The organism is Cupriavidus sp. 291-E7 (assembly GCF_057798835.1).
The window spans coordinates 268804-294087 of record NZ_JBYOJV010000009.1 but is presented as its reverse complement, the minus strand read 5'-3'; the positions used below and the strand labels follow the sequence as shown (position 1 = coordinate 294087).

The following is a 25284-nucleotide window of genomic DNA, read 5'->3' as shown; positions in this document are numbered from 1 at the left end:
AACGAGCCATGATGAATCTAGCCGAATTCCGTCGACGCCCGGCGTTGCTTGCTGACTGGCTACCGTGGGCCGGACTCGTCGCGCGAGGTGTCGTGCTGAACAAGGACGGTTCGTTCCAGCGCACAGGCCGCTTTCGCGGGCCTGACCTGGACAGCGCGACGCAAGGTGAGTTGATCGCCACGACGGCGCGCGTCAACAACGCGCTTCGCCGGCTGGGCTCGGGCTGGGCCTTGTACGTGCAGGCCGAGCGACTGGCCGCTGCGGGTTACCCGCACTCGGATTTTCCGGAGCCGTTGTCTTGGTTGGTGGATGAGGAGCGGCGCGCCACGTTTGAGGCTGCGGGGCATCATTTCGAGAGTCAGTACCACCTGACGCTGCAATACCTGCCGCCCGAAGAAGCCCACGCGCGGGCAGCCGGATGGCTGTACGAGAATCGGCCAACCGAAGGCGTCGACTGGCGTGAACGTCTGACAGCCTTCATCGCGGAGACCGACCGGATCTACGACCTGCTCGATGGCGTGATGCCGGAGCTTGCGTGGCTCGATGACAGCGAGACGCTGACTTGTCTGCACGGCGCGGTCTCGACGCGGCGATACCAGATTACCGTCCCCGAAGTGCCGTTTCACCTCGATGCGCTCCTGGCAGATCTGCCATTGGCCGGCGGCCTGGCCCCCAGGCTCGGCGCCGCCCACCTGCGCGTGGCGACAGTACGCGGATTCCCAAGCGCGACCTGGCCGGGAATTCTGGATGACCTGAACCGGCTCGGCTTTGCCTACCGCTGGTCTACGCGTTTTCTCTGCCTGGACAAGGCGGATGCCGAGCGCGCCTTGCGTCGCCTGCGCAGGCAGTGGTTTGCCAAGCGCAAGAATGTCGTGGCCCTGCTGCGCGAAACTATCTTCCAGCAAGAATGCCCACTGGTCGACACCGATGCCAGCAACAAGGCGGCCGACGCGGACGCCGCCCTGCAGGAACTCGGCAGCGACGAGGTGGCCTTTGGCTATGTCACCGCCACGGTGACCGTCCTCGACACCGACGCCGCAGTGGCCGACGAGAAGCTGCGACAAGTGGAGCGTGTTATCCAGGCGCGCGGCTTCGTGACGATGCCGGAGACGTTGAACGCCGTCGAAGCGTGGTTGTCATCCGTGCCGGGCAACGCCTACGCCAATGTGCGCCAGCCGATCGTCTCGACGTTGAATCTCGCACACCTGATGCCGGTGTCGGCGGTATGGGCGGGACCCGCGCGCAACGCGCACCTCGATGGTCCGCCACTGGTCGTCACACGCACGGATGGCGCGACCCCGTTCCGGCTGGTAACACATGTCGGAGATGTGGGGCATACGCTGGTTGCGGGGCCAACGGGCATGGGCAAGTCGGTCCTGCTCGCCACGCTGGCGATGCAGTTTCGCCGCTATCCCCGTTCACGCATCTTCGCCTTCGACATGGGGCGATCCATGCGGGCCACAATCCTGGGACTTGGCGGTGAACAGTATGACCTGGGGGCGGATGGCGACATGGCCTTCCAGCCGCTGGCGGGCATCGACCGCGAGGGCTACCTTACCTGGGCGGCGGAATGGGTAGAAGGCCGGCTGTCGCAGGAAGGTGTGGCCGTCGGTCCCGAAGAGAAGGCAGCCATCTGGTCGGCACTTGGCAGCCTCGCCGGCGCGCCGCGCGAGGAGCGCACGCTCACGGGCCTATCAGTCCTGCTGCAGTCCAACGCCTTACGCCAGGCGCTTGCGCCCTACGTGCTGGGCGGGGCGCATGGCAAGCTGCTGGACGCGGACCAAGACCGGTTGGGCACGGCTGACGTGCAATGCTTCGAAATGGAAGAGCTGATGCACAGCAAGGCGGCGGTGCTGGCCGTGCTGGGTTACCTGTTCGCGCGGCTGGAGGCCCGATTCGACGGTGCCCCGACGCTGCTGATCCTCGATGAGTCCTGGTTGTATCTCGATACCCCGGTGTTCGCCGCGCGCATCAGGCAGTGGCTCAAAACGCTGCGCAAGAAGAATGTGAGCGTTATTTTCGCGACGCAGTCATTGGCGGACATCCAGGATTCGAGTATCGCGCCGGCCATCATCGAAAGCTGCGCGAGCCGCATCTTTTTGCCCAACCCACAGGCAACCGAGCCGCAGATCCGCTCGATCTATGAAGGTTTCGGCCTAAACGGGCGGCAGATCGACATCGTCGCCACGGCCGAGCCCAAGCGCGACTACTACTACCAATCCCGTCTGGGCAATCGCCTGTTCGATCTCGATCTGGGTCCGGTGGCGCTGGCATTCACCAGTGCGTCTTCCCCGAAGGATCAGCGTGATATCGACCGCGTGCTGCGCGATACTGGCGTACCGGGCTTCGCCGGCGCGTGGCTGCGTGATCGCCAACTCGATTGGGCTGCAGAATTGCTGGCCTCGGCCCCTTCTGCGCTGACTGCGCCTTTTAGCCCATCTACCCCTTCTCCCCCTTTTTCCTCGCTGGCTGCGTCCGCGGGTTCCTCGGCTTCGGCTACGCCTTTTCTCGCCACTCATACCCAGGAGATTGCGCCATGAAGCTACTTACGTTCATCGCTTCGCTTGCCATCGTACTGACGGGCTCGCTCCTCGCCACGCAACCGGTGGCCGCCGTGACTGTGTTCGATTCGGCCAACCTGCTACAGAACACGCTGACGGCCGTGCGCACGCTGGACATGACGCAGAACCAGATCCGCCAGCTCCAGAATGAAGCGCAAACGTTGCGCAACCAGGCCCGCAACTTGGCGCGCCTGCCGGTTGACGTCGTCGGCCGCTTGCGCACGAACCGGGCGATGGCCGGCCGCCTGATCACCGATGCGCAGGGCCTGGCCTTTGAGCTGCAGTGCATGGACCGGGATCTCGCCCGTCTTTATCCACGTGAGTATGCGGCGGCGGTAAGCGAGCATCAGATGGTGCGCGACGCGCAAGTGCGGTGGCAAAACACGCTCAGCGGGCTGCAGACAGCCATGCGCATGCAAGCCCAGGTGTCCCAAAACCTGACCCAGGACGAGCAAGTGGTGGCCGATCTGGTCGGTCGCAGCCAGTCGGCGGCCGGCGCACTGCAGGCCATGCAGGTCACGAACCAGTTACTCGCCCTTCAGGCGCAACAGGGTGTCCAGGCGCAGCAACTGCAGTTGACCCAGTATCGCGCCGTGTCGCTCGAGCTGGCCCGGCAGACGGCCGCGGCGGAACGCGGCCGCGAAACATCACGGCGCTTCCTGGGTAACGGCACCGCGTACACGCCGCAGCCCGTGCACTTCTACGATCAATGAGAGGCCAAGGCCATGTTAAGAATGCCTGCTGCTCACGGTCTTCCAGGCCTTACAGATCTTCCAGGCGGCTTGTCGATCGCCTGCAACGGTGCGACGCCATGAACGATGTTGGCGTCATCGACCGCTTTCTCGACATATTCTCGCGCTACATCGACTCGGGCTTCGGCTTGCTGCACGGCGAAGTGGCGTTCCTGAGCGCGACGCTGGTCGCCATCGACATGACCCTGGCGGGCCTGTTCTGGGCATTGGGTCATGCAAGCGGGCAGGGCGAGGACGTGATGGCCCGGCTCATTCGCAAGGTGCTCTATGTCGGAGCATTTGCCTATCTCATCGGCAACTTCAATGGGCTGGCCGGCATCGTGTTCCGCTCGTTCGCCGGGCTTGGGCTTAAGGCAGCCGGCTCCACCTTGAACTTGGCGACGTTCATCCAGCCGGGCCATCTGGCCAAGTCCGGCATCGATGCCGGGCGGCCCATTCTCTCGCAGATCGATAGCCTGGCGGGGTTTCCGGAGGTCTTCAGCAATGTTGCGCCGATTGCCGTGCTGTCCCTGGCGTGGTTCACCGTGATCGCCTGCTTCTTCGTGCTGGCGATCCAGCTGTTCGTGACACTGATCGAGTTCAAGCTGACCACCCTTGCGGGCTTCATCCTGGTGCCGTTTGCCCTCTGGAACAAGACCGCATTTCTCGCCGAGAAGGTGCTGGGCAATGTGATGGCGTCCGGCATCAAGGTACTGGTGCTGGCCGTAATCGTGGGGATCGGGACGGCGCTGTTCCGTGAGTTCCCGACCGCGTCAGGCGGCCCCTCCATCGACGCTGCACTGGTTGTGATGCTGGCCTCGCTCGCGATGCTCGCGCTGGGGATCTTTGGGCCGGGCATCGCCACGGGGCTAGTGTCCGGGGCGCCTCAACTGGGGGCGGGATCGATGGCGGGCGCCACGCTGGGTGCGGCAAGTGCGGCCACCGCGGTTGGTGCAGCCGCAACGGGGATAGGGGGCGCAGTCGCCGCAGGCGCACGCCTGGCACCGGCCGTAGCGCAGCGGGCAACGGGTGGGGCGCTGGGTGCCGTGGCGGCGGTTGCGCGCGGGTCGTTCACCGTCGATGGCGGCTTCAGTGGCGGGGCGGCCGGGCCAAACCACGTCGCCAGCGCGGATCGGCCGGCGGGACCGCAGCGTGGGAGCGGGGCGGGGGCAGCGGCAGGGGCGCGGTCCGGCGTAGCACGCGCGGCGAGTGGGACAGGGGCTGGCGAGGAAAGCCAGGATGCAGGCGATGCCGCCGCACGGGCAAGCGCTGTCGGCGATGCCCGATCCACTGCCGATCGACGGCAGCCGGCCTGGGCCAAACGCCTGCACCGTCGCCAGCAACTCTTGCATGCCGCCACCACCGTCGCCCACACCTTGCGGGGAGGGGACGGCGGAGGCGCGGGCAGTGGCCCGAGCTTGCGCGACACGGATGCATAAGGAAAACAAACCATGCGGTTCAAGCGACCACGCACACGTTATGCCGAGACGCCGCAGCCTGCGACGCCGTACCAGGCTGCCGCACAGGTATGGGATGAGCGTATCGGCTCGGCGCGCCTGCAGGCCAGGAACTGGCGGCTGATGGCCTTCGGCTGCCTCATCCTGACCCTAGGGATGGCGGGGGGGCTGGTCTGGCGCTCAGCCCAATCGATGGTCACGCCCTACGTGGTGGAGGTGGACCAAGCTGGCCAGGTACGTGCCGTTGGCGAAGCGGCTGCGCCGTATCAGCCGAATGACGCGCAGATCGGTTTTTACCTCGCGCGCTTCGTCACGCTGGTGCGGTCGGTCTCCATCGACCCGGTCGTCGTACGCCAGAACTGGCTCGACGCCTACGACTATGCCACGGACGGCGGCGCGGCCGTGCTCAACGATTACGCCCGAACCCAGAATCCGTTTGCACGCATTGGCAAGGAGTCGGTCACCGTGCAGGTCACGAGCGTGGTGCGGGCCAGCGACGCGTCCTTCAACGTGCGCTGGCGCGAACAACACTTTGCCAATGGGGCACCGGTCAGCACCGAGCGGTGGACCGCTGTCATTACCGTTGCAGTGCAAGCACCGCGCACCGAAGCGCGCCTGCGCGCAAACCCCTTGGGCATCTACGTCAAGGGCCTGTCATGGAGCCGTGAGCTGGACACCATCGAGGGAGCCAAATCATGACATTGCTGCACTCATCGCGCCGCCGTTACGTGCTTGCGGTGGTGTTGGCAGTCCTGTCGGGCTGCGCCACCCAGGGCAAGCCGCCGCCTGCGATCTCGCTCGATAAGTGGATACCGGCGCATCCACTGCCTGAACCGCCGAAGCCCGTTGAAGTGGTGGAGGTGCCCAAGGTGCTCCCGATGCCGGCCCAGATGAAGCCGATCGTGCCGGCCGACGGGGTCGCGCCTGCGCGGGAGCCGGCGGACGAGACCCTGCGCGTGTCGCGCGCCAATGAGGAGGCAAGGGTCGCGCCCACGCGCGAGGGCTATGTCAACGCCATCCAGGTCTGGCCATACACCGACGGGGCGCTCTACCAGGTCTACGCCTCACCGGGCCGTGTGACTGTCATTGCCTTGCAGCCCGGCGAAGAGCTGGTGACGGTCGCCGCCGGCGACACCGTGCGCTGGATTGTGGGCGATACCGCGACGGGTGCGGGGGACGAGTTGCGAGTCAAGGTGCTGGTCAAACCGGTGCGCGCCGGCCTGACGACCAATCTGGTCGTGATGACCAACAGGCGGACTTACTTGATCGAGCTGACCGCGACCGCAAAGGCGTGGATGGCCTCGGTGTCGTGGGACTTATCCAAGGGACCGCATGCTGGCCTTGCAGCGCCAGGCACAGGCAGCTCAGGCCGCCGCCCCGGTCGATACTGGCCTTTCGCTCGAAAGCCTTCGCTTTCGCTACGCCATCCGTGGTGCCAATCCCCCCTGGAAGCCGCTACTCGCCTTCGACGACGGCGCGAAGGTCTACATCCAGTTTCCGTCGCGCATCGAGCAAAGCGAACTGCCGCCGCTCTTCGTGATTGGGGCGCAGGGAGACGGACAACTGGTGAATTACCGCTTTCGTCCGCCGTACTACATCGTGGACCGGCTCTTCGGTGCGGCCGAATTGCGTCTGGGCGGAGGTGGGGAGACGGCGGGCGATGTCGTGCGCATCGAGCGTACGGATGGCATCGCAGGGGAGCATTGACCATGAATCTGGACAATGCCCCAGACCTGGAGTCGTCAACCGTGAGCAAGGAGGCGCCCGAATCATTGGCGCTGCGCGCCCAGCCGCGTCCGGTGACACGGTTGAACCGGCGCGTGCTCGTCGCCCTGGCCGGCGGCCTGGCGGCCGCTGTGCTGGGCGCAACGATGTGGTCGCTACATGCACCCGGGCATCGAGCGCTAACCGAGCCGATGGCACTTGACGATGCCGATCGCGTTTCCAGATCGCCTGCGCTCGATCAGTTGCCCACGGATTACGCTACGCTGCCCGCGGCCGATGTCGACAGCGGCGAAGTCCCGCAGCTCGGACCCCCGCTGCCCGGTGACCTTGGGCCCGCTATTGTGAAAGCGCAACCGTCGTTCGTGGTCGGCGATCCAATACCTGGTCAGGATCCGGCTTTTGCCGAGCGGGACGCGCTGCAAAAGGAGGCGGAGGCAGCGGCGAGTTCTCCCATATTCTTTCGCAACAGCACGCAGCAATCGACGCTCGGATCCGAGCCGCCCGCGGCAATACCGCCTACGCCCACACCTGAGTCGCGACTGGCCACTGAGTTCGATCCGCAAGGGCCCGGACTGGCGTCAACGGCTGCGCGGCCGACCGATCCTGTGGCCGCGCAAAACCGGCAAGACCAGAAAGAGGCGTTCCAGCAAGGCGTGGTGACGGCAACCCCCAATGCAGGGCAGTTGCTGAGGCCGATGTCACCTTACCAGGTGATGGCCGGCACCGTTATACCGGCAGCGCTCGTGACCGGTATCCGTTCGGATCTGCCCGGCGAGGTGATCGGCTCGGTGACAGAGCCGGTCTATGACACAGCGACGGGCCGCCACCTGCTGATTCCCCAGGGCGCACGCGTAATCGGGAAGTACAACAGCCAACTCAGCTACGGACAGAATAGGGTGCAGGTGGTCTGGCAACGCATCATCCTGCCGGATGCGTCCTCGCTTACGCTGGATAACCTCATCGGTGCCGATCCGGCCGGTTATGCGGGGCTGGAAGATGGCATCGAGCGGCACTGGGGGCGCGCCTTCGCGGCCGCCGCCCTGACGACCCTCCTGGGGATCGCTGCGGAATTGGCGGCCCCGGAGAATCGCAATGGCAATCGCGTCATCATTGCTGGCCGCAGCGGTCTGCAGAGCAGCGTGAACCAAGCGGGGCAGGAGGCGACTCGGCGCAATCTGGATATCCAATCTACGCTGACTGCGCGGCCCGGCCTGCACGTTCGCATCATTGTGAATCGGGATCTGGTGCTGCGGCCGTATCCACCCATTAACTTGAAGCGGGGAGTGTCGCCATGAGCACCAGGAACACGCTACGACTTGGGCCGTTGCCCAGGAGCGAAAGCGCGAAGCTGACCTTCTCTTGCACGGCAGCCCTCAAGGCCGAGTTGGACCGGTATGCCGAGCTGCATACCCAGACCTATGGCGAGGCAGTGGATGCCATCACCCTCATTCCGCATATGTTGGAAGCCTTCATGGCCCGCGATCGCGGCTTTCGGGCGACGGTACGAAAAAGGCAGCAGCCTGATAGCCCCTCCACGCCCTTGGAACGTTGAATCGGGTCTTGCTTGGTCGGGCGAGCGATGATGTTGCGACAGGATTCGTTAGTGCACGCTTGGTCGATAGTCGATCCCGAATTGCACAGCGAGATCGCGAAACCGTTTATCCAACGTCCACGGTTGTGCGCCTGGTGTGACCAATGTTGTGGCGAGCAGCGAGATCTCTGCCAACACGCAGCCGAGGCCAACCAGCTTCTCGCGCTCGACGAAATCCATGACCTCTTTCAGCGTAACCTGCTTGGCTGACTGGAGAAGCGCGATATCTCCCAGCGTACGTTGATGCAAGACGTCGTCGATGGTACCTGTCGTTCGCACGGCGTCGCTTCTGTTATCGAATATGATGCTTGTGGGCATCAATATTGGCATCTTCGCCTACGCAGGCAAATCGTGGATGACTGCATGTGGCTCGCAATCGACTTTGAGGGCGGGCTGTTGCACCTTGCTCCCGGCAACGCGAATGGCCAAGCATCACCCGTTCTCGAACGCTCGATAAATCGCCGCCCTCTTGAACCGTCTCGCCCCTTCTAATCGAAGCAGAAGAATAGGCTTGCTTCGGTGGACGCACGAATAGGGGGGGGCAAAGATGCGTGAGGCAGAAACATGCCGAGCTCGATGGACTCTCCGGCAACGGCACTCATGTGGCATCACCAATTTCCTCGGCGTGGGGCCTGCCCCGTCCGCCGATGCGCGCATTGCCTGCGCCGCCTGCATGGCCATTTGTCGTGGTGCAACAATCGCCGCCCTTGATCAGGATCTGCCCAGGATCAACCCCAATCTCACGTCCCTGGGGTGGCCGACGCTTCTATGCCTCAAAAATTGGAGCGATATCCTGATCTTTCTATATGAATACGGCTTCTGACTCGCATGTTTTCGCTACATAGCGGCCTCGGCCGGGCACGGAAACTGATATCAATCGCACATGAAGCGCACGACCTCGATTCCGCAACCGCTCGATGCCGCCCTGGTGTCGGGCGAAGTCGCATGCCCCGCGGATGGCGAAGACCGCAATTTCGTGACAGCGCTTGCGCGGGGCGTGGAGCTGTTGCGCGCGTTCGGACCCGACGACGACTTCCTGGGTAATGCCGAACTGTCGCGCCGTACGGGTATTCCCCGACCTACGGTATCGCGCCTGACCTACACGCTGGCAACCCTGGGCTATCTGGTCTATGTCCCGGCGCAGGAGAAGTACCGGATCGGTCAAGGCGCCATGCTGCCAGGCCAGCGATACTTGTCCGGCGCCGGCATCCGCAATATCGCGCAGCCCTTGATGCAGTCGCTGGCGTTTGCCACCGGCTGTACCGTAGCGCTGGCCGCGCCGGACCGGCACGACATGCTTTACCTGGAGGTGTGCCAGCCGCGCGGCGCGCTGGTGATGCGTCTGACTCCCGGCTCGCGCTTGCCGATGGCGACGTCGGCGATGGGCCGGGCCTGGCTCGCGGGGCTGCCGGCGCCGCGACGTGCGGTGATTATGGCCGAGCTGGAGCGCCATCACGGCGCGCGCTGGGCCGGCATGCGCAGCAAGCTCGAACGCGCCATGCGCGAGCACGCGCGGCGCGGCTTCTGCGTGGCACATGCGGAGTGGGACCGCTCGGTCAGCGGCGCGGCGGCACCGGTGCGGCTGGCCGAAGGCTCGGAAGTCCTGGCGATCAATATCGGCGGCGCGTCGACACGGCTGTCGCCCGAAGTGCTGGAAGGCAACCTTGGTCCGCGTATTCGTGAACTTGCCGAAACGTTGGCCGCCCGGCTCTGGCAGCCGGCATGACCGATTACCAAAACACACGAAACATAAGGCGAAGGAGAGATCGATGGAGATTCGCAACAAGACCGTGATCGTGACCGGTGGCGGCACCGGTATCGGCCGTGCGCTGGTGCTGGCATTGGCTCGTGCCGGCGCACGTGGCGTGGCCGTGGCCGATATCGATGCGGCAGGCGCCGCGCAGGTGGCTGCCGAAGCTGCCGCCGCCGCGCCCGCATGCCAGGTCTTCTCGCAACGTGTGGACGTGGCCGATGCAGCGGCGGTACAGGGACTGGTGGATGTGGCCACGCAGCGCTTTGGCCAGGTCGACGTGTTCTGCTCAAATGCCGGCATCATTCTGCGCAAGGGGCTCGATGCGACGGCCGACGAGTGGCAGCGCATCTGGGAAATCAATGTGATGGCGCATATCCATGCCGCGCGTGCAGCGCTGCCGCAGATGCTGGAGCGCGGTGAGGGGTACTTCGTCAACACCGTATCCGCGGCCGGCCTGCTTTCGCAGATCGGCTCGGCGCCTTACGCCGTGACCAAGCACGCCGCGATCGGTTTTGCCGAATGGCTGTCGATTACCTACGGCGATCGCGGCATCGGAGTGAGCTGTATCTGTCCGCAAGGCGTGCAGACGAAAATGCTGTTTGGCGACGATGGCGAGCGCAAGGGGTTCCTGCAGGAGGGTTCCGTCACGGCAGAGCACGTGGCCGAGAAAACGTTGGAGGGCGTGGCGAACGAGAGCTTCCTGATCCTGCCGCATCCCGAGGTCCTCGAATACTATCGGCGCAAGGGACAGGATTATGATCGCTGGCTACGTGGCATGCGCCGTCTGCACGACCAGGTCAGCAAGGAATTCGGCAATATCGCCATGTAGCAGCAGTTCCCCATAAGAAAGATCCAGGAGACAGATGATGCGTGCTCGAATGTTCCGGCGCCGCGAGGTGCTGGCGATACTGGCCGCCACGGCCGCCATGATGACTGCGCCATCGGTGCACGCCGATGCGTATCCGTCCAAGCCGATCCGGGTCGTGGTGGGCTTCCCGAGCGGAGGCGCGCCCGACATCCTGTCACGCATCTTCTCCGAGAAGATCTCGATCGGCCAGCCTGTTGTGGTGGACAACAAGCCCGGCGCCGGCGGCAACATCGGTGGCGAGATCGTGGCCAAGGCGGCGCCAGACGGTTACACACTGGCACTCGGCACGGTTGGCACACATTCCATCAATGGCGCGCTCTACAGCAAGATGCCGTACGACATGGTCAAGGACTTCGTGCCTGTGATCCTGCTGGCGTCCACGCCCAATGTGCTGGTGGTGCATCCGAGCGTGCCGGCCAAGAACGTGCAGGAGCTGATTGCGCTGGCCAAGTCCAAACCTGGGCAACTCACATTCGGCACGCCCGGCGTGGGTACCTCGTTGCACGTGGCCGGCGAGCTGTTCAATACCATGGCTGGCACGAAGATCGTGCATGTGCCGTACAAGGGCAGGGCGATGGCCATTCCAGACCTGCTGGGTGGCCATATCACGATGATGTTCGACAACCTGCCGTCGGCGCTGCCGGTGGTGAAAGAGGGCAAGCTGCGCGCGCTCGGGGTGACCAGTGCGCAACGCTCGGCCTCGGCGCCGGACATTCCCACCATCGCGGAACAGGGGCTGCCGGGCTACGAGGCCACCTCCTGGTTCGCCATCTTCGCGCCCGCCAACACGCCAAAGGACGTGGTGGCAAAGCTTAACGCGGAGCTGAACCGCATCTTCACGCTGCCCGACGTTCAGACCAAGCTGAAGACGCTGGGCCTTGACCCCGTGCTTGGAACGCCCGAGAAACTGGCGGAATACCAGCGCAGCGAGATCGCCAAATGGGCCAAGGTCGTCAAGGAGTCCGGCGCGAAGGCGGAGTAACGGCAAGACGTCCGGCCGGCGGTTAGCGCCCGGAATGCGTGCGTCGCCGCGCCAGCCCGTGGCGCGTGAGGATGGCTGCGCCTAGATCTTTCAGCGATCGCGCAGCCGGCTCAGGCTGACAAGCGCGCCGACAGTAGCGACGCTGGCCGCAACATAGAGCGCGGTGCGGGCCGCATCGCCCCGATCGAGGCTGAACAGCAGCGCCACAACCGCGGTGCCCGTGGTCTGACCAAGCAGGCGTGTGGTGGCCTGCGCCCCGCTTGCGCCGCCACTACGCTCATGTGGCGTGGCGTTGATCATGGCGCGATTGTTGGGCGATTGAAAAAAGCCGAAACCGACGCCGCACAACGCGGTGCGCCAGGCAATGTCGAGGCTCCCGGCGTCAGGTCCTAGCACGGCAAGGCTGAGCAGACCAGCGGCCAGCATCACCAGCCCGGCCCCGGCCAGGACGCTGGCGGAGTATCGATCCGCCAGCCGGCCAGAAAGCGCCGCCATGACGGCCACCATCAGCGGCCACGGGGTGATCAGCAGCCCCGTTTCCTGCAGGCTGCGGCCAAGCTGGTATTCGAGATAGAACGGCAACGACACGAAGGCCAGCATCTGCGTCATGAAGGAGCAGAAGGATGTGCCCACGGCCAGCCTGAAGGCGCGGCTGGCAAACAGGTCCACGGGCACCAGTGGCGCAGGCTGGCCGTGCTGCCGGCGCACCAGCAGCCAGCCCAGGGCCAGCGCCAGCACAAGGCCGCAGCCGCCTGCGATGCGCAATGGGGCATGCCCAAGGCCATCGACACCGAGAATGAACAGCCCGATCACCACAGCCGACAATACGGCGCTCGAGTAGTCGAAGGGGCGCGGTTGCGGGGGCGTCTCGGGTAAGGCGCGGCGGGACAGGGTCAGGGCGAAGATGGCGACTGGGACGTTCACCGCAAAGAGCCAGGGCCAACTGGCCAGACCTAGAATCAACGCACCCAACGACGGGCCCACGGCAATCGTCACGCCAACGACCAGGGCGTTGAGCCCGATGCCGCGGCCAAGCCGCGTCGGGGGATAGATCACACGCACAAGCGCGGTGTTGACGCTCATGATGCCGGCGCCGCCAACACCCTGGATCACGCGGGCGGCCACCAGCATCGGCAAGTTGACGGACAGCGCGCAAAGCAGAGACCCCACCAGGAAGGTGGCAAGGCCCACGCGGTACACGCGCTTGTAGCCGAGAATGTCGCCCAGCGACGACAGCGGCAGCAAACAAACCGTGACCGTCAGTTGGTAGGCGTTCACTACCCAGATCGTGCGCGCCGGATCACTGTGGAGTTCACGCGAAATGGAAGGCAGCGCGATGTTGGCAATCGATCCGTCGAGCACGGCCATGACGAGGCCGCAGAACACTGTCAGGATGGCCCAGGTACGCTGGGGGCGTGGAAGACCTTGTTGGGACTGCATGGAGGCGGGACGGACGGCTTGCGCTGTTCTTAGAAAGCCCTGAACCCGCAAGGAAATGCTCCCACGTCAGGTGTCGGACGCGTCATTATCGTCTCCCGCGCCGCCCCGTGCAAATGCCCCTAGCGGTTGGAGCTTGCCGGCTCCCCGCCAAACGCCAGGACGGCTACATGCCGCGCGTCCCCGGCGGAGTTGGGGGTGGTCGATCGGCGTAGGGGTGTCGGGGTGCGTTGCACTGGTCCGCCGGCGCCGCCGGCGACTGGCACCGGGCGACGACGACGCTTTCGCAGTGATGTGGCGCTGACGAGCCAATATATTCGGCGTCTCCAGGGTCTTTCGCAGTGCATCACGGACAGTGCGGAAAAGTGGCATCCTGTGGCCGCGCGCAGCGGGGTTCCGTGTCGTTCCGTGTCACCCCGGCGCTGCGCCGCAGGACCCCGAGCGGAGGTGTGCCATGACGATGCGTCAATTCGACGAATTTCCCCCCGAGGAACGGCAGGACGTCGAGGCCGTGTTCAGACAGGTTGGTCTGGCGATCCAGGACTTCGAGATTTCCGATGCCAATGGCACAGCGGCCCGTCAGGTGACGGTTCGAAGGCAGCGTACCGGTGCGGAGAGCGTCTATGACGCCGGTCCCGGCTCTTCATGGGTGGAAGAGTTCGAGAGCGATCTGGAGTGCGGGCTTTTCGGCCAGCTTGCGCAGTGAGAAGACAGTCGCGGCCGGGGCGAGATCAGTTCCGGCCGCGCTCGTGACTGCGCCCGACGATCGAGGCACCGGCAATCAGTTCCTGCAGGAGCGCCAGCGATGCCGCACCCGGCATGCGGTAAGGGTCGAGTTCACCCTGCGCGGAATACTTGAGCAGCGTGGCGGCGTTGATCTTGCCGGCGTTCACGCGCCCCATCGACCACCCCGAAAAAGCCCGTTCGGCAATTTCCTCGTAGTGCAACAACACCACGTCGTGGTGGCGGCTGTCCTTGCCGATATTGAGGTAGAGGCGGGAGACCGCTTCACGGCTGCCCTCCAGCGCCTGCAGAAAAACGCTGTTGCTATGGCACAGCACGCCGGTTATTCCGTGGCGCGGGTTCTGTGCCAGGCTGGTTTCCAGGATGGCATCCAGCACATCGGTGACCAGTGGTTCCCTGGCGCGGCTGGCGTAGAGCAGGCGAACGAGCATGGGAGGCCTCTTGCGGTTCCGTGGCGGCTTAGCGCCGGTTCAGGTTCAGCAGCGTCAGGAATTCCCGGCGCAGCTTGTCATCCTTGAGAAAAGAGCCACGCATGACGCTGTTGGTCATCTTGGCATCCGTGTCACGCACGCCGCGCCAGTGCATGCAGAAGTGCTCCGCCTCCATCACGATGGCAAGGCCGTCGGGGTTCATCTTTTCCTGCAACAGGTCTGCCACTTGCGCCACGGCTTCTTCCTGGATCTGCGGGCGGCACATGATCCATTCGGCCAATCGCGCGTACTTCGACAGGCCAATCAGGTTCGAGTGCCGGTTCGGCATCACGCCAACCCACAGGCTGCCGATGATCGGGCACAGATGGTGCGAGCAGGCGCTGCGCACGCGAATCGGGCCAACGATCATCAACTCGTTGAGCTGTTCGACGTTCGGGAACTCGGTGACCTGCGGCGCCTTGGCATAGCGGCCTGCAAAGATTTCCTTGAGGTACATCTTTGCCACGCGGCGGGCCGTTTCGCGCGTGTTGTGATCGTTGTCGACATCGATGACAAGCGTGCGCAGGACCTCTTCCATGCGGGCTTCCACCTCGGCCTGCAGCGCGTCCAGCTCGCCGTGTTCGATATGGCGCGCGATGTTGTCGTTGGCGTGAAAGCGCTCGCCAGCTGCTGCAATCCGGGCGCGAATGCGGTCCGATACCGGCGTGTGAGCAGGCTTTTCGGCTCCGTCCGGGTGATCCTTGTGTGACATGTGGGGTGCCGGTCGTCAGGCGGGAAAGGCGCGCGGTGCGCGGTGCTTCACTATAAGCGAAAACCGGGGGCGGGGCTTTAGCGAAGCACGGCCAGCGCCGGCAGCAGCGCCAGCGGCATCACAATGGCGCCGGCCTTCAGGAAGGTACCGGCGCTGATGGTGTGCCCTTCGCGGCGTAGCGCGGTCAGCCACAGCAGCGTGGCAAGTGACCCGGTGACGGAAAGGTTTGGACCCAGGTCCACCCCAATCAGCACCGCCGCCGTTACCGTGTCCGAGGCGTGACCCGCCGCCAACGCCGAAGCGGCGAACAGACCCGCGGGCAGATTGTTGACGATGTTGCTCACCACGCCTACCAATGCGCCGGCCAGGCTCGCGCCGATCACGGCGTCCGTCCCCTGGCGCATCGACAGGTCCCGCACCCAGTGCGCGAGTTGATCGGTCAAGCCGGTCTGCGACAGGCCGGCCACCAGCACGAACAGGCCGGCCACCATCGGCAGCACGCCCCAGGACACTTCGGCCAGCGCCGGGCGCAGCAGGCGTGGCTGCGTGGCGCAGACTGCTAGCAGCGTTGCGGCGCCGCCGATGAACGTGGGCCACCCCAGGTCCAGGCCGCGTAGCGAGGCGGTTAGCAAAGCCACGCCGGTGAGGATGATGCCGGCGGTGGTCAGCCACGCCTGCAAGGACAGTGGCGGCGTCTCGACGTCGGCCGCGATCGGCTCGGCCAGCGCCTTGCGCTGCGTCCAGTACAGCGCCACAAACGTCATGACGATGGCGACGATCGACGGCAGCGTGAAGCGGCCAAGCCAGCTCATCAGCGGCGGCATCCGTTCACCGAACAGCACCAGATTGGCCGGGTTCGAGATAGGCAGCACGAAGCTCGCGGCGTTGGCGATGAACGCGCAGGCATACAGATACGGCAGCGGATGCTTGACCCGCGCCGCGCGCGTGGCCGCCAGCACGGCGGGCGTCAGCACAACCGCCGTGGCGTCGTTGGACATGAATGCCGTCACGGCAATGCCGAAGCCATAGACCAGCACGAACAGCCGTCGCGCCGATCCACGCGCGCTGCGCACCGCCAATGCGGCCACATGGTCGAACAGGCCGGTCTTCCGCGCGAGTTCGGAGATCAGCATCATCCCCGCCAGGAACAGATAGACGTCGTTGCCTCGCGCCACGGCCTGCAGTGCATCGCGCCATGACAGAAGCCCGGCCACGCACAGCAGCACGGCCCCCGTCATGGCCCAGAATGGCTCCGGCAGCCGGAACGGCCGGAATAGCACGCCAACGGTGGCGAGCGTGGCGACCGCCCAGATCAGCGGTGTGGCGTAGGCGGGCATCGATGATGTCAAAGGGCGACGCCGCTGGCACGCGGCGCGCTGGCAGGGGCGGGTACGGCGAGCGCTGCCGGCGTGGGAGCGGGCGTCACCGGTGCACCAGGCACGGAGCCATCCGTGGGCAGGTCCGGCACGGCGGGCGGCGGCGGGAAGCCCAGCGCTGCCATGCCGTGGGTGCCGTCGGCGTTCTCGGCGTAGGCCCAGTCGTTATTGAACCTGGCCAGTTGCGGCGGCGCCTGGAAGCTGGCCTCGGGCACGCCGGCCAGGCGGCCTTCCATATACGCTGCCCAGATCGGCAGGGCCGTGGTGGCGCCAAATTCCCGGCGGCCCAGGGTGCGATTATCGTCGTAGCCCATCCACGCGACGGTGACCACCTGTCCCGCGTATCCCGCGAACCAGCCATCGACCGATTCATTGGTGGTGCCAGTCTTGCCCGCCACGTCGTCGCGGCGCAGGTAGCGCTTCACGCCGGTACCGGTGCCTTCGTCCACCACGCTTTGCAGCAGGCTGTTCATGACAAAGGCATTGCGTTCGGAAATCACGCGCGGTGGCTCGGCGGAGTCCACGGCGAACAGCACGTTGCCGTCGCCGTCGGTGATTTTCTCGATCAGGTAAGGCTCGATGCGATGGCCCTGGTTGGCAAACACCCCGTACGCCGCGGCCAGCCGCAGCGGTGACGTGGTGCCCGTGCCGAGCGCCATCGGCAGATACGGCGGCAGGCGCTTGGTCGAGAAGCCGAACTTGCCCGCGAAGTCGATCGCGTACGGAATACCGATGGCCTGCAATGTGCGGATGGCCGGCAGGTTGCGCGACTCGGCCAGCGCGTCGCGTACCGTGATGGGACCGACGAAGCGGCCGTCGTCATTCGACGGCTGCCAGCGCGGCGAATTGTCGAGCGGCGCGTCGTTGATCAAGGTGCCAGGCGAGATGCCGCGCTCCAGCGCCGCCGAATAGACGAATGGCTTGAATGTCGAGCCGGGCTGGCGCTGCGCCTGCGTTGCGTGGTTGAAGCGGTTCTTGGCAAAGTCGGTGCCGCCTACCATCGCCTCAATCGCGCCGGTGCGCGCGTCGAGCGACACCAGGGCGGCCTGCGGCATGGCCTCGGTGGCGGACTTTGCGGCGCCGTGGCGTTTGCCATAGCGTTCGATGCCTGCCTGCACGGCGTCGTACGCCTGCGTCTGGTGCATGGACGAGACCGTCGTGTAGACGTTGATGCCGCGTGTGTACGCTTCGTCGCCAAAGCGGTCGTGTGCCAGCTGGCGGGCGAGTTCGGCGACGTATTCCGCATGTCCGTCGAAGCGGCCATTGGCATCGCGGTTGACGACGATCTGCGCGTTGCGTGCATCGCGATACTGGTCCTGCGTGATCATGCCCAGCGCCAGCATGCGGCCGAGCACATATTCCTGGCGGCGCTTGGCGCGCGGCAGGTTGACCACCGGATTCATCGTCGACGGCGCCTTGGGCAGACCCGCGAGCATGGCGGTTTCCGCCAGGGACAACTGCGCGACCGGCTTGCCGAAATAGGTTTGCGCGGCGCTGCCAAAGCCATACGCATGCTCGCCCAGGTAGACCTGGTTCATGTACAGCTCGAGGACGCGCTCTTTGGGCAGCGAGCGATCGATCTCGAACGCCAGCAGGATTTCATACCACTTGCGCGCCAGCGTCTTCTCGCGCGACAGGTAGAAATTGCGCGCCACCTGCATCGTGATGGTGGAGGCACCCTGCGCGTAGCCTTCGCCGATATTGGCCAGCGCGGCACGGACCAAGCCGGCCACGTCCACGCCTACGTGGTTGTAGAACTGGTCATCCTCGGCGGCCAGAAGTGCGTCGGACATCAGCTTCGGCATCCGCTCGATGGGAATGAACTCGCGATGCTCGGTGCCGAATTCGCCAATCTGCACGTCGTCCCGGGTGAAGACGCGTAGCGGTACCTGGGGATGGTAGTCGCGCAGTGCGTCGACGGAAGGCAACTGCTTCAGGCTGACCACGGCAGCGAAACCGGCAATCAGCACGCCGGCGGCTGCCAGGGCTGCGGTCACGCCTGCGGCCTTGACTACGAATTTTTTCATGGCGCGCATTCTACCGTGCTGCGGAAAGCGGCAACGGCAAACCGGTCTCTGTTACATCCGCGGGCGGCGCCTGGGGCACGCGCTCGGGAGGCTGATGGGGCACCTGCTGCGCGAATTCGCAGAGTGCAAGCCAGGTTTCGGCGCGCTCGACAATCGTGTAGTGGTCGGTTCCCGCGATTGTCTGCACGGAGACGGGGCCGGGCCATGCGGCCATCAGCCGCTCGGAGCACTCGTGGGGCACCACGTCGTCACGTTCCGCCAGCAGGACCTTGGTGCTCTGGACCACCTTCTTGCAGTGGGAGATCGAATCGAAATGGTGGCGCATCAACTGGCGCAGCGGCACCAGCGGAAAGCGCTTGCGCACGATTTCCAGCAGCGAGTCATAGGGGGTGATCAATTGCAGGCTCTCGAAATCCTGCAGATCGGCGAGCTGGATCGCCACGCCGGTACCTAGTGAGCGGCCCACCACATGCACGCGCACGCCCGGGAAGGCGCGGCGGATATGCAGCAGGAACTGACTGGCATCGGCTACGGCGGCGGCCTCCGATGGCATGCCGTCGGAATGGCCCAGTCCCCGGTAGTCGAAGGTGGCAAAGCCCATGCCGGCGGGCAGCCAGTGCATGAACTGCAGCGTTTCCAGTACGTCCTCGCCACGGCCCGGCAGATAGAACAGCAGGTCGCGCACCCCTTCATGGTCGGCATGAAAGGTATAGCCACGGAACAGGCCGCCGGGAACGGCGTGCGAGTAGGCGTTGATTCCGTCCGGCAGGTCGCGTGGCGGGCGCCGGCGTGCGTCGAACAGCAGCCGCTCCTGGTTGACGGCGAGATAGGTCCAATAACAGGCGAAGCCGCCGGCAGTCACAAGCGTGGCGGCCAGCGTCCTGCGCAAAAACGACGACGATGACATGAGGGCGCTAGGGGGGCATGGAGAGGGCCAATGGCCGAACATCCGCGTCCAGCCTACCCGAAAATCGGGCAATGCGGCGTTGGACCAGCCAGTGCGCCCGCAAGTTCTTGTACGATATGCCGCATATCGAACCACGCCCACTGGGGGCTGTTGCATGAACGACGAACAGAAACGCGCCGAAGAGGCGCAAGCAATGGAGCGCGTGGTAAATGCCACGCGCCAGGTGCAGGTGGCATTTACCGCGCTGCAGAGCCAGTATTTGCCGCAGGGCAGCGGCAAGCCGTCCAAGATTGCCCTGCAAACCTTTGACGCGGCGCTGCAGGCGCTGGAAGACGCGCAGGCCGCGTTCGACGAGGTGCTGAACGAACTGCTGGACGGCAACCGCTAAAGCGGCGCTCACGCTCACTCCAGTGTGAATCTGGCCTCCTTCACGGCAGCGGAGTCGAAGCCCACCTGAACGTTGAAGTCTCCTGGCTCGGCCACGTATTCGAGCTTCGCGTTGTAGAACCTGAGCTGGTCTTCGCTGATCGGGAAGGCGATCACGCGCGATTCTCCCGGCGTGAGCATGACCTTGCGGAAGTCCTTTAGCTCCTTGACCGGCCGCACGGTGGATGCCATCACGTCCTGCAGGTATAGCTGCACCACGGCTTCTCCGGCGCGGTCGCCCGTATTTTTCACGGTGACGCTGGCCGTGAGCTTGCCATTACGGGCCAGCTTGCTGCCGGACAGCCGCACGTCCGACATGCTGAAGGTCGTGTAGCTCAGGCCATAACCAAATGGGTAGAGCGGGCCGTACTCTTCCTCGAAATACTGTGACGTGTAGTTCGGCGCCTTGCCCGGCGTGAACGGCCGGCCGATGCGTGGTGCGTTGTAGTAGGTCGGGATCTGGCCCAGCGAACGCGGAAACGTGATGGGCAGTTTGCCCGATGGGTTGGCGTCGCCGAACAGCAGGTCCGCAATCGCGTGCCCGCCCTCGGTGCCGGGATACCACGCTTCCAGAATCGCGTCGGCGTTTTCCTTTTCCCAGTTGATGGTCAACGGGCGGCCGTTCATCAGCACCAGCACCATTGGCTTGCCGGTGCTCTTGAGCGCCTTGAGCAGCGCGAGCTGGCTCCCGGTCAGGCCAAGGCTCGAACGGCTCGATGCCTCGTGCGACATGCCGCGCGTTTCGCCCACTGCCGCCACGATGGTATCGGCGCCGCGCGCCACGCGCACGGCTTCCTCGATCAGGTCGCCCGGCGAGCGCTTGTCCTGCACCACTTCGGGGTTGTCCCAGTTCAGGAAGTTCAGGTAGCCGACTACGCGCTCATCGTCGGTGATATTGGCGCCGCGTGCGTAGACGACCTGGCCCTTGCCGGCCAGCGCGTCGCGCATGCCCTGCAACAGCGTTACCGATTGCCGGGCCACGCCGGCGGCGGACCAGCTACCCATCATGTCGATCTGGGCATCGGCCAGCGGGCCGATTACGGCCACGGTGCCGGCCTTCTTCAGCGGCAGTGTTTTGTTGCGATTTTCCAGCAGTACCATCGACTTGCGCGCGGCGTCGCGCGCCTCGGCGCGGTGCAGCCGGGCTTCTGCATTGACGTCAGCGGGGTCCGTTTCCGCCGTGCCGATGCGCCGGAACGGGTCCTGGAACAGCCCCATGTCGTACTTGGCGCTCAGTACCTCGCGCACGGCCTCGTCGATCAGTTGCATCGGCACGGCACCCGATTTGACCAGTGTGGGCAGCTGCTCCAGATAGCGCGTATCGGCCATGCTCATGTCCACGCCGGCCTCGATGGCCAGCCGTGCGGCGTCGCGGCCGGTGCTGGCCACGCCGTGGCGCAGCAGCTCGTCAATCGCGCCGTGGTCGCTGACCGTCACGCCCTTGAAGCCCCATTCCTTGCGAAGCAGGTCGCGCAGCAGCCATTTGTTGGAAGTGGCGGGTTGGCCGTTGACCGAGTTCAGCGCGATCATCACGCCGCCCGCGCCGGCATCCAGTCCTGCCCGGTAAGGCGGCAGGTAGTCGTTGTACATGCGCTGCGGGCTCATGTCGACGGTGTTGTAGTCGCGCCCGCCTTCCACGGCGCCATAGAGCGCGAAATGCTTGACGAAAGCCATCACGCTGTCGGCATTGGCCGGTGAGCTGCCCTGGAAGCCCTGCACGCTGGCGCGCGAGCATTGCGATACCAGGTACGGATCTTCGCCAAAGCCTTCCGACGTACGGCCCCAGCGCGGGTCGCGCGAGATATCGACCATCGGCGCGAACGTGGCGTCGAGGCCATCGGACGCAGCCTCCAGTCCTGAAATGCGGGCGGCTTTTTCCACCACGTTCATGTCCCAGCTCGATGCCAGGCCCAGGCTGATCGGGAACACGGTGCGATGGCCGTGCACCACGTCATAGGCAAAGAAGATGGGAATCTTCAGGCGGCTGCGCGTGGCTGCTTCCTGCAACGGGCGGTTGTCCTTGCGCGTGACCGAGTTGAAGGTCCCGCCAACGCGGCCCGCCGTGATTTCCTCCATCAGCTTCTTCGCGGGCATTTCGGGGCCGATGCTGATCAGCCGGAGCTGGCCGATCTTCTCATCGAGCGTCATTCGCGCGATCAGATCGTTGACGAATGCCACCTTGTCAGCCATTGATGCGGCGACGGGTGCGGAGGTGTTGGCTTCAGGGGCGGCGCCGGCAAACGTGGGCGCGCAGGCAAGGCTGGCCGCAACGGCCAGCAGGGAAAGCAGTCGCATTGTTCGTTGTCTCGGATGGGCGCAGTGCCGGGATCTTCGCCCCGCCATAGTGCTGCAGGAGCGAATGCCTGACTGTCGCCGCGTGTCTGACAGGCGCGTCAGGCGAAATCGGTTATGTTTCTGAACTGCGCCGCAAGTTTACAGCCTTACAGTGCTTAGAATGGCTGCTTTGTGGCTTTTTCCACATCTCAACCTGGAGATCGCTTGGTGGTTACCGCTTTCGTCGTCCGTCGTGTCGCGTCGTTTCGTAACAGGATGCAAATTGTCTTGCCGGGCATCGCGCTTGCCGGCTGCCTGATCGGCGTGGCGCCGGCGCATGCGTTTTCGCTCGACGACGTGACAGCCCGCGCAAAGAAGCTCTCCGAGCAGCCCTACGCGGCGCCCGCCAGCAATCTGCCGCCCGTGTTCGCGCAGATGCAGTTCGGCGACTACATCAAGATCCAGCCGAAGATGGATAACGTGGAGTGGAAAGGGCAGGGCACGCCGTTCAAGCTCGGCTTTTACCACCAGGGCATGCACTTCAGCACCCCTGTGCGCATCAACGAGATCGTCGACAGCCGCGTGCATGAGATCAAGTACGAACCAAGCCGGTTTGACTTCGGCGATCTCAAGCTCGACAAGGCCGCGACGAACAAGCTTGGCTATGCCGGGTTTCGCGTGCTGTACCCGATCAACCGCGCCGACAAGCTCGACGAAGTGATGAGCATCCTGGGCGCCAGCTATTTCCGCGTGATTGGCAAGGGCCAGGTCTATGGTCTGTCCGCGCGCGGTCTGGCGATCAATACGGGCCTGTCCGAACCCGAGGAGTTTCCGGCCTTCCGCGAATTCTGGATCGAACGCCCGAAGCCGGAGGACAAGCATCTGGTGTTCTACGCGCTGCTCGATTCGCAGAATGCCACCGGCGCCTACCGCTTTGAGCTCCGTCCCGACTCGGATGCGGTGCTGAAAGTGCAGGCGCGCGTGTTCATGCGCGGCCCGGTGAAGAAGGTAGGCATCGCGCCGCTGACCAGCATGTTCCTGTTCGGGCCGCAGCAGATGCGAGACGCCAACAACTTCCGCCCCGCGCTGCATGACTCGAACGGGCTGTCGATCCATACCGGTGACGGCGAATGGCTCTGGCGTCCGCTGAACAATCCGAAGTACGTGGCGCTGAGCATGTTCCAGGTGAACAATCCGCGCGGTTTCGGCTTGATGCAGCGCGGCCGCGATTTCTCGCAGTACGAGGACCTGAAGGACCGTTACGACTTGCGCCCAAGCGCGTGGATCGAGCCGCAGGGCGATTGGGGCAAGGGCAAGGTGGAGTTGGTGGAGATTCCCACGCCCGACGAAACGAACGACAACATCGTGTCGTTCTGGACGCCGGATCAGTTGCCGCCCAAGGGCACGCCGATCAAGGCCGACTACACGATCCACTGGACGATGGACGAGCGCGGCATGTTTGCCAAGGACCTTGCATGGGTCAAGCAGACGCTGCGCACGGCAGGTGAGATCACGCAGAAGAACCTGATTCGTCACCTGGACGGCAGTCTTGGGTTCGTGATCGATTTCGAGGGTGGGCCGCTGGCGACCTTGCCACCGAACACGCCGGTTCAAGCGCAGTTCAGCGTGGGTGACAACGTCGAGGTCATCGAAAACGTGCTGCAGCCGAATCCCGTGACCAAGGGCTATCGCGTGACACTGCGTATCCGGGTCAAGGATCCGAACAAGGTGGTGGAAATGCGCGAAGCGCTGGTGGTCAATGGCAAGCCGATCAGCGAAACGTGGAGCTACCAGATTCCTCCCGGTACCGCGAACCAGCCGACGCCCGCGCAGGCAGTCAAATAACACGCATGGCAGCCCCTTCGAAGGAGGGGGCTAGATGGATCTTCTCCAGTACGGCACCTTGGTCCAATGGCATGCCGGAATCGATCGTCTACTGTGTCGGGACGATAACTCTGGAGCAAGAGTATGAAGCGCGTAGCCATCCTAGCCGCTGTCGTCCTTGGATTGTCCGCACTGCCCGCTATCGGGCAAACGACGAGCGGAGCAAAGTCCCAGCCACCTAGCGACGAGATTGTCCAGATGCGTCAGGAGATCGCGGCGGCACGCAAGACATACAACACCAAGGTTGCCGAGGCCAAGAAGGTCTATGAGGAAGCGAAGGCATCCGCGGCGAAGGAACGCGATGCTGCCATTTCAGCAGCACGCACGACTGCAAATCAGAAGAAGTCGTAGCGACCGCTCTTGCCGTGCCGAGTGCCTCGATTCCGCTGGCGCTCGGCCGGACGGCCGCCCCTCCGGGCGCGTCAGCGCCGGGGAGCCTTTTCCCGCAAGGGCTTAAGCAGATCCGAGAGCCCGTTGTGGTCCAGTTCATGCATCAGCGCCAGCAGCCTGCCGATTTCGCCGGGAGGAAAGCCCTCGCGCGCAAACCAGTTCAGATAGTTGCCCGGCAGGTCTGCAATCAGCGTGCCCTTGTGCTTGCCGAAAGGCATTTCTCGCGTGACGAGCAATAGAAGCGCGTCGTGGTCCAGCGGCATGGCAACGGTTCCCGAAGACGATGAGCGCGCATTGTAGCGCTGCCGTTTGCGGACGCCGAGTCTCGGGTCCTTAGCATCGTCCGACCGTCGGGACATTCCTCTTGCGTGATGATCGTGATTTCGGTAGTCTCCGTTTTGCATACAAAAAATGAACACAAACCGGAGACAAATTTCATGGAGCTTGCCGCTCAGATCCCGCAATTACTGACTGGACTGGAATGGTCGGGGTGCGCCCTGGCCATGAGTGGATCATTCCTGGTCGCGCTGCATAATCGCGCTTCGCGCTGGGGATGGATGGCGTACCTTTGTTCGAACCTGGTCTGGAGTGCCTTTGCACTCGTGACCGGCACGTACGGACTGTTCGTCCAGCAGCTCGGCTTTACGGCGACTAGCCTTTACGGGCTGTACCGCCATACACGTCACTATCGCCAGCTCGCACGCGAGGCAGGTGCTCCGCAAGCCGCCTGAGCGGCAATGCAAGAAGCCGGGAGATGAACTTCCCGGCCTCTCAGGTCGTCGAAGCCGGAGTCAATACGATTCAGGCCACACCATGCGAGCCATTTGCAGCACGATCGGCATCTTCCTTCTGCTGGTTTCGATCCAGGAATGCACCACGGTTTCCGATACCGGAGAACGGCAATCGAGCGTGACCACCTACGGCACGGTCGATGCCGGCGTAAGCCTGACCCGCGACCGATAGTGCCAG

The 25284-nt window shown here is 64.4% G+C and carries 23 protein-coding genes and 2 pseudogenes; 16 read left to right on the top strand and 9 right to left on the bottom strand.

Features of this window, described 5'->3' with window-relative positions:
- Positions 1-8: 8 nt before the first annotated feature.
- From trbE to AC3FLX_RS18115, 7 genes and pseudogenes are all read left to right on the top strand, one after another.
- Positions 9-2417, top strand: a pseudogene (trbE, locus tag AC3FLX_RS18145) (conjugal transfer protein TrbE); the annotation flags it as partial.
- Positions 2418-2536: 119 nt separating this feature from the next.
- Positions 2537-3274, top strand: coding sequence for a P-type conjugative transfer protein TrbJ (gene trbJ, locus AC3FLX_RS18140; protein WP_488698689.1), 738 nt, complete (start codon positions 2537-2539; stop codon positions 3272-3274).
- A 98-nt stretch (positions 3275-3372) separates the two neighbouring features.
- Positions 3373-4731 carry a P-type conjugative transfer protein TrbL gene (trbL, locus tag AC3FLX_RS18135; RefSeq protein ID WP_488698688.1) on the top strand — a complete coding sequence of 453 codons (1359 nt, stop codon included), beginning with the start codon at positions 3373-3375 and terminating at the stop codon, positions 4729-4731.
- A gap of 12 nt (positions 4732-4743) precedes the next feature.
- Entirely contained in the window at positions 4744-5448 is a 705-nt protein-coding gene (trbF, locus tag AC3FLX_RS18130; RefSeq protein ID WP_488698687.1) for a conjugal transfer protein TrbF, read from the top strand.
- Positions 5445-6456, top strand: a pseudogene (trbG, locus tag AC3FLX_RS18125) (P-type conjugative transfer protein TrbG). Before trbF ends, trbG begins: the two are co-directional and overlap by 4 nt.
- 2 nt (positions 6457-6458) lie before the next feature.
- The gene (locus AC3FLX_RS18120; RefSeq protein WP_488698686.1) at positions 6459-7769 is read left to right on the top strand and encodes a TraB/TrbI/VirB10 family type IV secretion system protein; all 1311 of its coding nucleotides are present in this window, start codon (positions 6459-6461) and stop codon (positions 7767-7769) included.
- Positions 7766-8026 carry a DUF2274 domain-containing protein gene (locus tag AC3FLX_RS18115; protein WP_488698685.1) on the top strand — a complete coding sequence of 87 codons (261 nt, stop codon included), beginning with the start codon at positions 7766-7768 and terminating at the stop codon, positions 8024-8026. The genes AC3FLX_RS18120 and AC3FLX_RS18115 overlap by 4 nt, the downstream gene beginning before the upstream one ends.
- A gap of 48 nt (positions 8027-8074) precedes the next feature.
- Here AC3FLX_RS18115 and AC3FLX_RS18110 read toward each other — a convergent pair whose 3' ends face one another.
- Positions 8075-8383 (bottom strand): hypothetical protein, encoded by a 309-nt coding sequence (locus tag AC3FLX_RS18110; RefSeq protein WP_488698684.1) that lies wholly within the window; start codon positions 8381-8383, stop codon positions 8075-8077.
- Between the two features lie 565 nt (positions 8384-8948).
- Between AC3FLX_RS18110 and AC3FLX_RS18105 the strand changes: the two genes are divergently transcribed.
- The 3 genes from AC3FLX_RS18105 to AC3FLX_RS18095 are packed head-to-tail and all read left to right on the top strand — an operon-like array spanning position 8949 to position 11668.
- Complete coding sequence (locus tag AC3FLX_RS18105) at positions 8949-9791, top strand: IclR family transcriptional regulator (RefSeq protein WP_488698683.1); 843 nt, start codon at positions 8949-8951, stop codon at positions 9789-9791.
- A gap of 43 nt (positions 9792-9834) precedes the next feature.
- Positions 9835-10647 carry an SDR family oxidoreductase gene (locus AC3FLX_RS18100; protein WP_488698682.1) on the top strand — a complete coding sequence of 271 codons (813 nt, stop codon included), beginning with the start codon at positions 9835-9837 and terminating at the stop codon, positions 10645-10647.
- Between the two features lie 37 nt (positions 10648-10684).
- Complete coding sequence (locus tag AC3FLX_RS18095; protein WP_488698708.1) at positions 10685-11668, top strand: Bug family tripartite tricarboxylate transporter substrate binding protein; 984 nt, start codon at positions 10685-10687, stop codon at positions 11666-11668.
- Positions 11669-11758: 90 nt separating this feature from the next.
- Here the strand turns inward: AC3FLX_RS18095 and AC3FLX_RS18090 are convergent, their stop codons facing one another.
- Positions 11759-13108, bottom strand: coding sequence for an MFS transporter (locus tag AC3FLX_RS18090; RefSeq protein WP_488698681.1), 1350 nt, complete (start codon positions 13106-13108; stop codon positions 11759-11761).
- A gap of 451 nt (positions 13109-13559) precedes the next feature.
- On the opposite strand from AC3FLX_RS18090, the gene AC3FLX_RS18085 reads away from it, so the two are divergent.
- The gene (locus tag AC3FLX_RS18085; protein WP_488698680.1) at positions 13560-13811 is read left to right on the top strand and encodes a hypothetical protein; all 252 of its coding nucleotides are present in this window, start codon (positions 13560-13562) and stop codon (positions 13809-13811) included.
- A gap of 25 nt (positions 13812-13836) precedes the next feature.
- Here the strand turns inward: AC3FLX_RS18085 and AC3FLX_RS18080 are convergent, their stop codons facing one another.
- From AC3FLX_RS18080 to AC3FLX_RS18060, 5 genes are all read right to left on the bottom strand, one after another.
- Positions 13837-14280 carry a BLUF domain-containing protein gene (locus AC3FLX_RS18080; protein WP_488698679.1) on the bottom strand — a complete coding sequence of 148 codons (444 nt, stop codon included), beginning with the start codon at positions 14278-14280 and terminating at the stop codon, positions 13837-13839.
- Between the two features lie 28 nt (positions 14281-14308).
- A complete protein-coding gene (folE, locus tag AC3FLX_RS18075; protein ID WP_488698678.1) occupies positions 14309-15031 on the bottom strand; it encodes a GTP cyclohydrolase I in 723 nt (240 codons plus the stop codon).
- Between the two features lie 77 nt (positions 15032-15108).
- On the bottom strand, positions 15109-16368 hold the full coding sequence (locus AC3FLX_RS18070; RefSeq protein ID WP_488698677.1) for an arsenic transporter: 1260 nt from the start codon (positions 16366-16368) through the stop codon (positions 15109-15111).
- An 8-nt stretch (positions 16369-16376) separates the two neighbouring features.
- Positions 16377-18434 (bottom strand): penicillin-binding protein 1A, encoded by a 2058-nt coding sequence (locus AC3FLX_RS18065; RefSeq protein ID WP_488698676.1) that lies wholly within the window; start codon positions 18432-18434, stop codon positions 16377-16379.
- A 10-nt stretch (positions 18435-18444) separates the two neighbouring features.
- Positions 18445-19341, bottom strand: a complete 897-nt coding sequence (locus AC3FLX_RS18060) for an alpha/beta hydrolase (RefSeq protein ID WP_488698675.1) — start codon at positions 19339-19341, stop codon at positions 18445-18447.
- A gap of 154 nt (positions 19342-19495) precedes the next feature.
- Here AC3FLX_RS18060 and AC3FLX_RS18055 point away from each other — a divergent pair, with 154 nt between their 5' ends.
- The gene (locus tag AC3FLX_RS18055) at positions 19496-19729 is read left to right on the top strand and encodes a hypothetical protein (RefSeq protein ID WP_488698674.1); all 234 of its coding nucleotides are present in this window, start codon (positions 19496-19498) and stop codon (positions 19727-19729) included.
- Between the two features lie 14 nt (positions 19730-19743).
- Here AC3FLX_RS18055 and bglX read toward each other — a convergent pair whose 3' ends face one another.
- Positions 19744-22062, bottom strand: a complete 2319-nt coding sequence (bglX, locus tag AC3FLX_RS18050) for a beta-glucosidase BglX (RefSeq protein WP_488698673.1) — start codon at positions 22060-22062, stop codon at positions 19744-19746.
- A gap of 255 nt (positions 22063-22317) precedes the next feature.
- Here bglX and AC3FLX_RS18045 point away from each other — a divergent pair, with 255 nt between their 5' ends.
- Positions 22318-23886 (top strand): glucan biosynthesis protein G, encoded by a 1569-nt coding sequence (locus AC3FLX_RS18045; protein WP_488698672.1) that lies wholly within the window; start codon positions 22318-22320, stop codon positions 23884-23886.
- 123 nt (positions 23887-24009) lie between these two features.
- Positions 24010-24276, top strand: a complete 267-nt coding sequence (locus AC3FLX_RS18040; protein ID WP_488698671.1) for a hypothetical protein — start codon at positions 24010-24012, stop codon at positions 24274-24276.
- Positions 24277-24347: 71 nt separating this feature from the next.
- Here AC3FLX_RS18040 and AC3FLX_RS18035 read toward each other — a convergent pair whose 3' ends face one another.
- The gene (locus AC3FLX_RS18035) at positions 24348-24578 is read right to left on the bottom strand and encodes a DUF3820 family protein (protein WP_488698670.1); all 231 of its coding nucleotides are present in this window, start codon (positions 24576-24578) and stop codon (positions 24348-24350) included.
- Positions 24579-24752: 174 nt separating this feature from the next.
- Here AC3FLX_RS18035 and AC3FLX_RS18030 point away from each other — a divergent pair, with 174 nt between their 5' ends.
- The gene (locus tag AC3FLX_RS18030) at positions 24753-25046 is read left to right on the top strand and encodes a nicotinamide mononucleotide transporter (protein ID WP_488698669.1); all 294 of its coding nucleotides are present in this window, start codon (positions 24753-24755) and stop codon (positions 25044-25046) included.
- Positions 25047-25128: 82 nt separating this feature from the next.
- Complete coding sequence (locus AC3FLX_RS18025; protein ID WP_488698668.1) at positions 25129-25278, top strand: hypothetical protein; 150 nt, start codon at positions 25129-25131, stop codon at positions 25276-25278.
- Positions 25279-25284 lie beyond the last annotated feature (6 nt).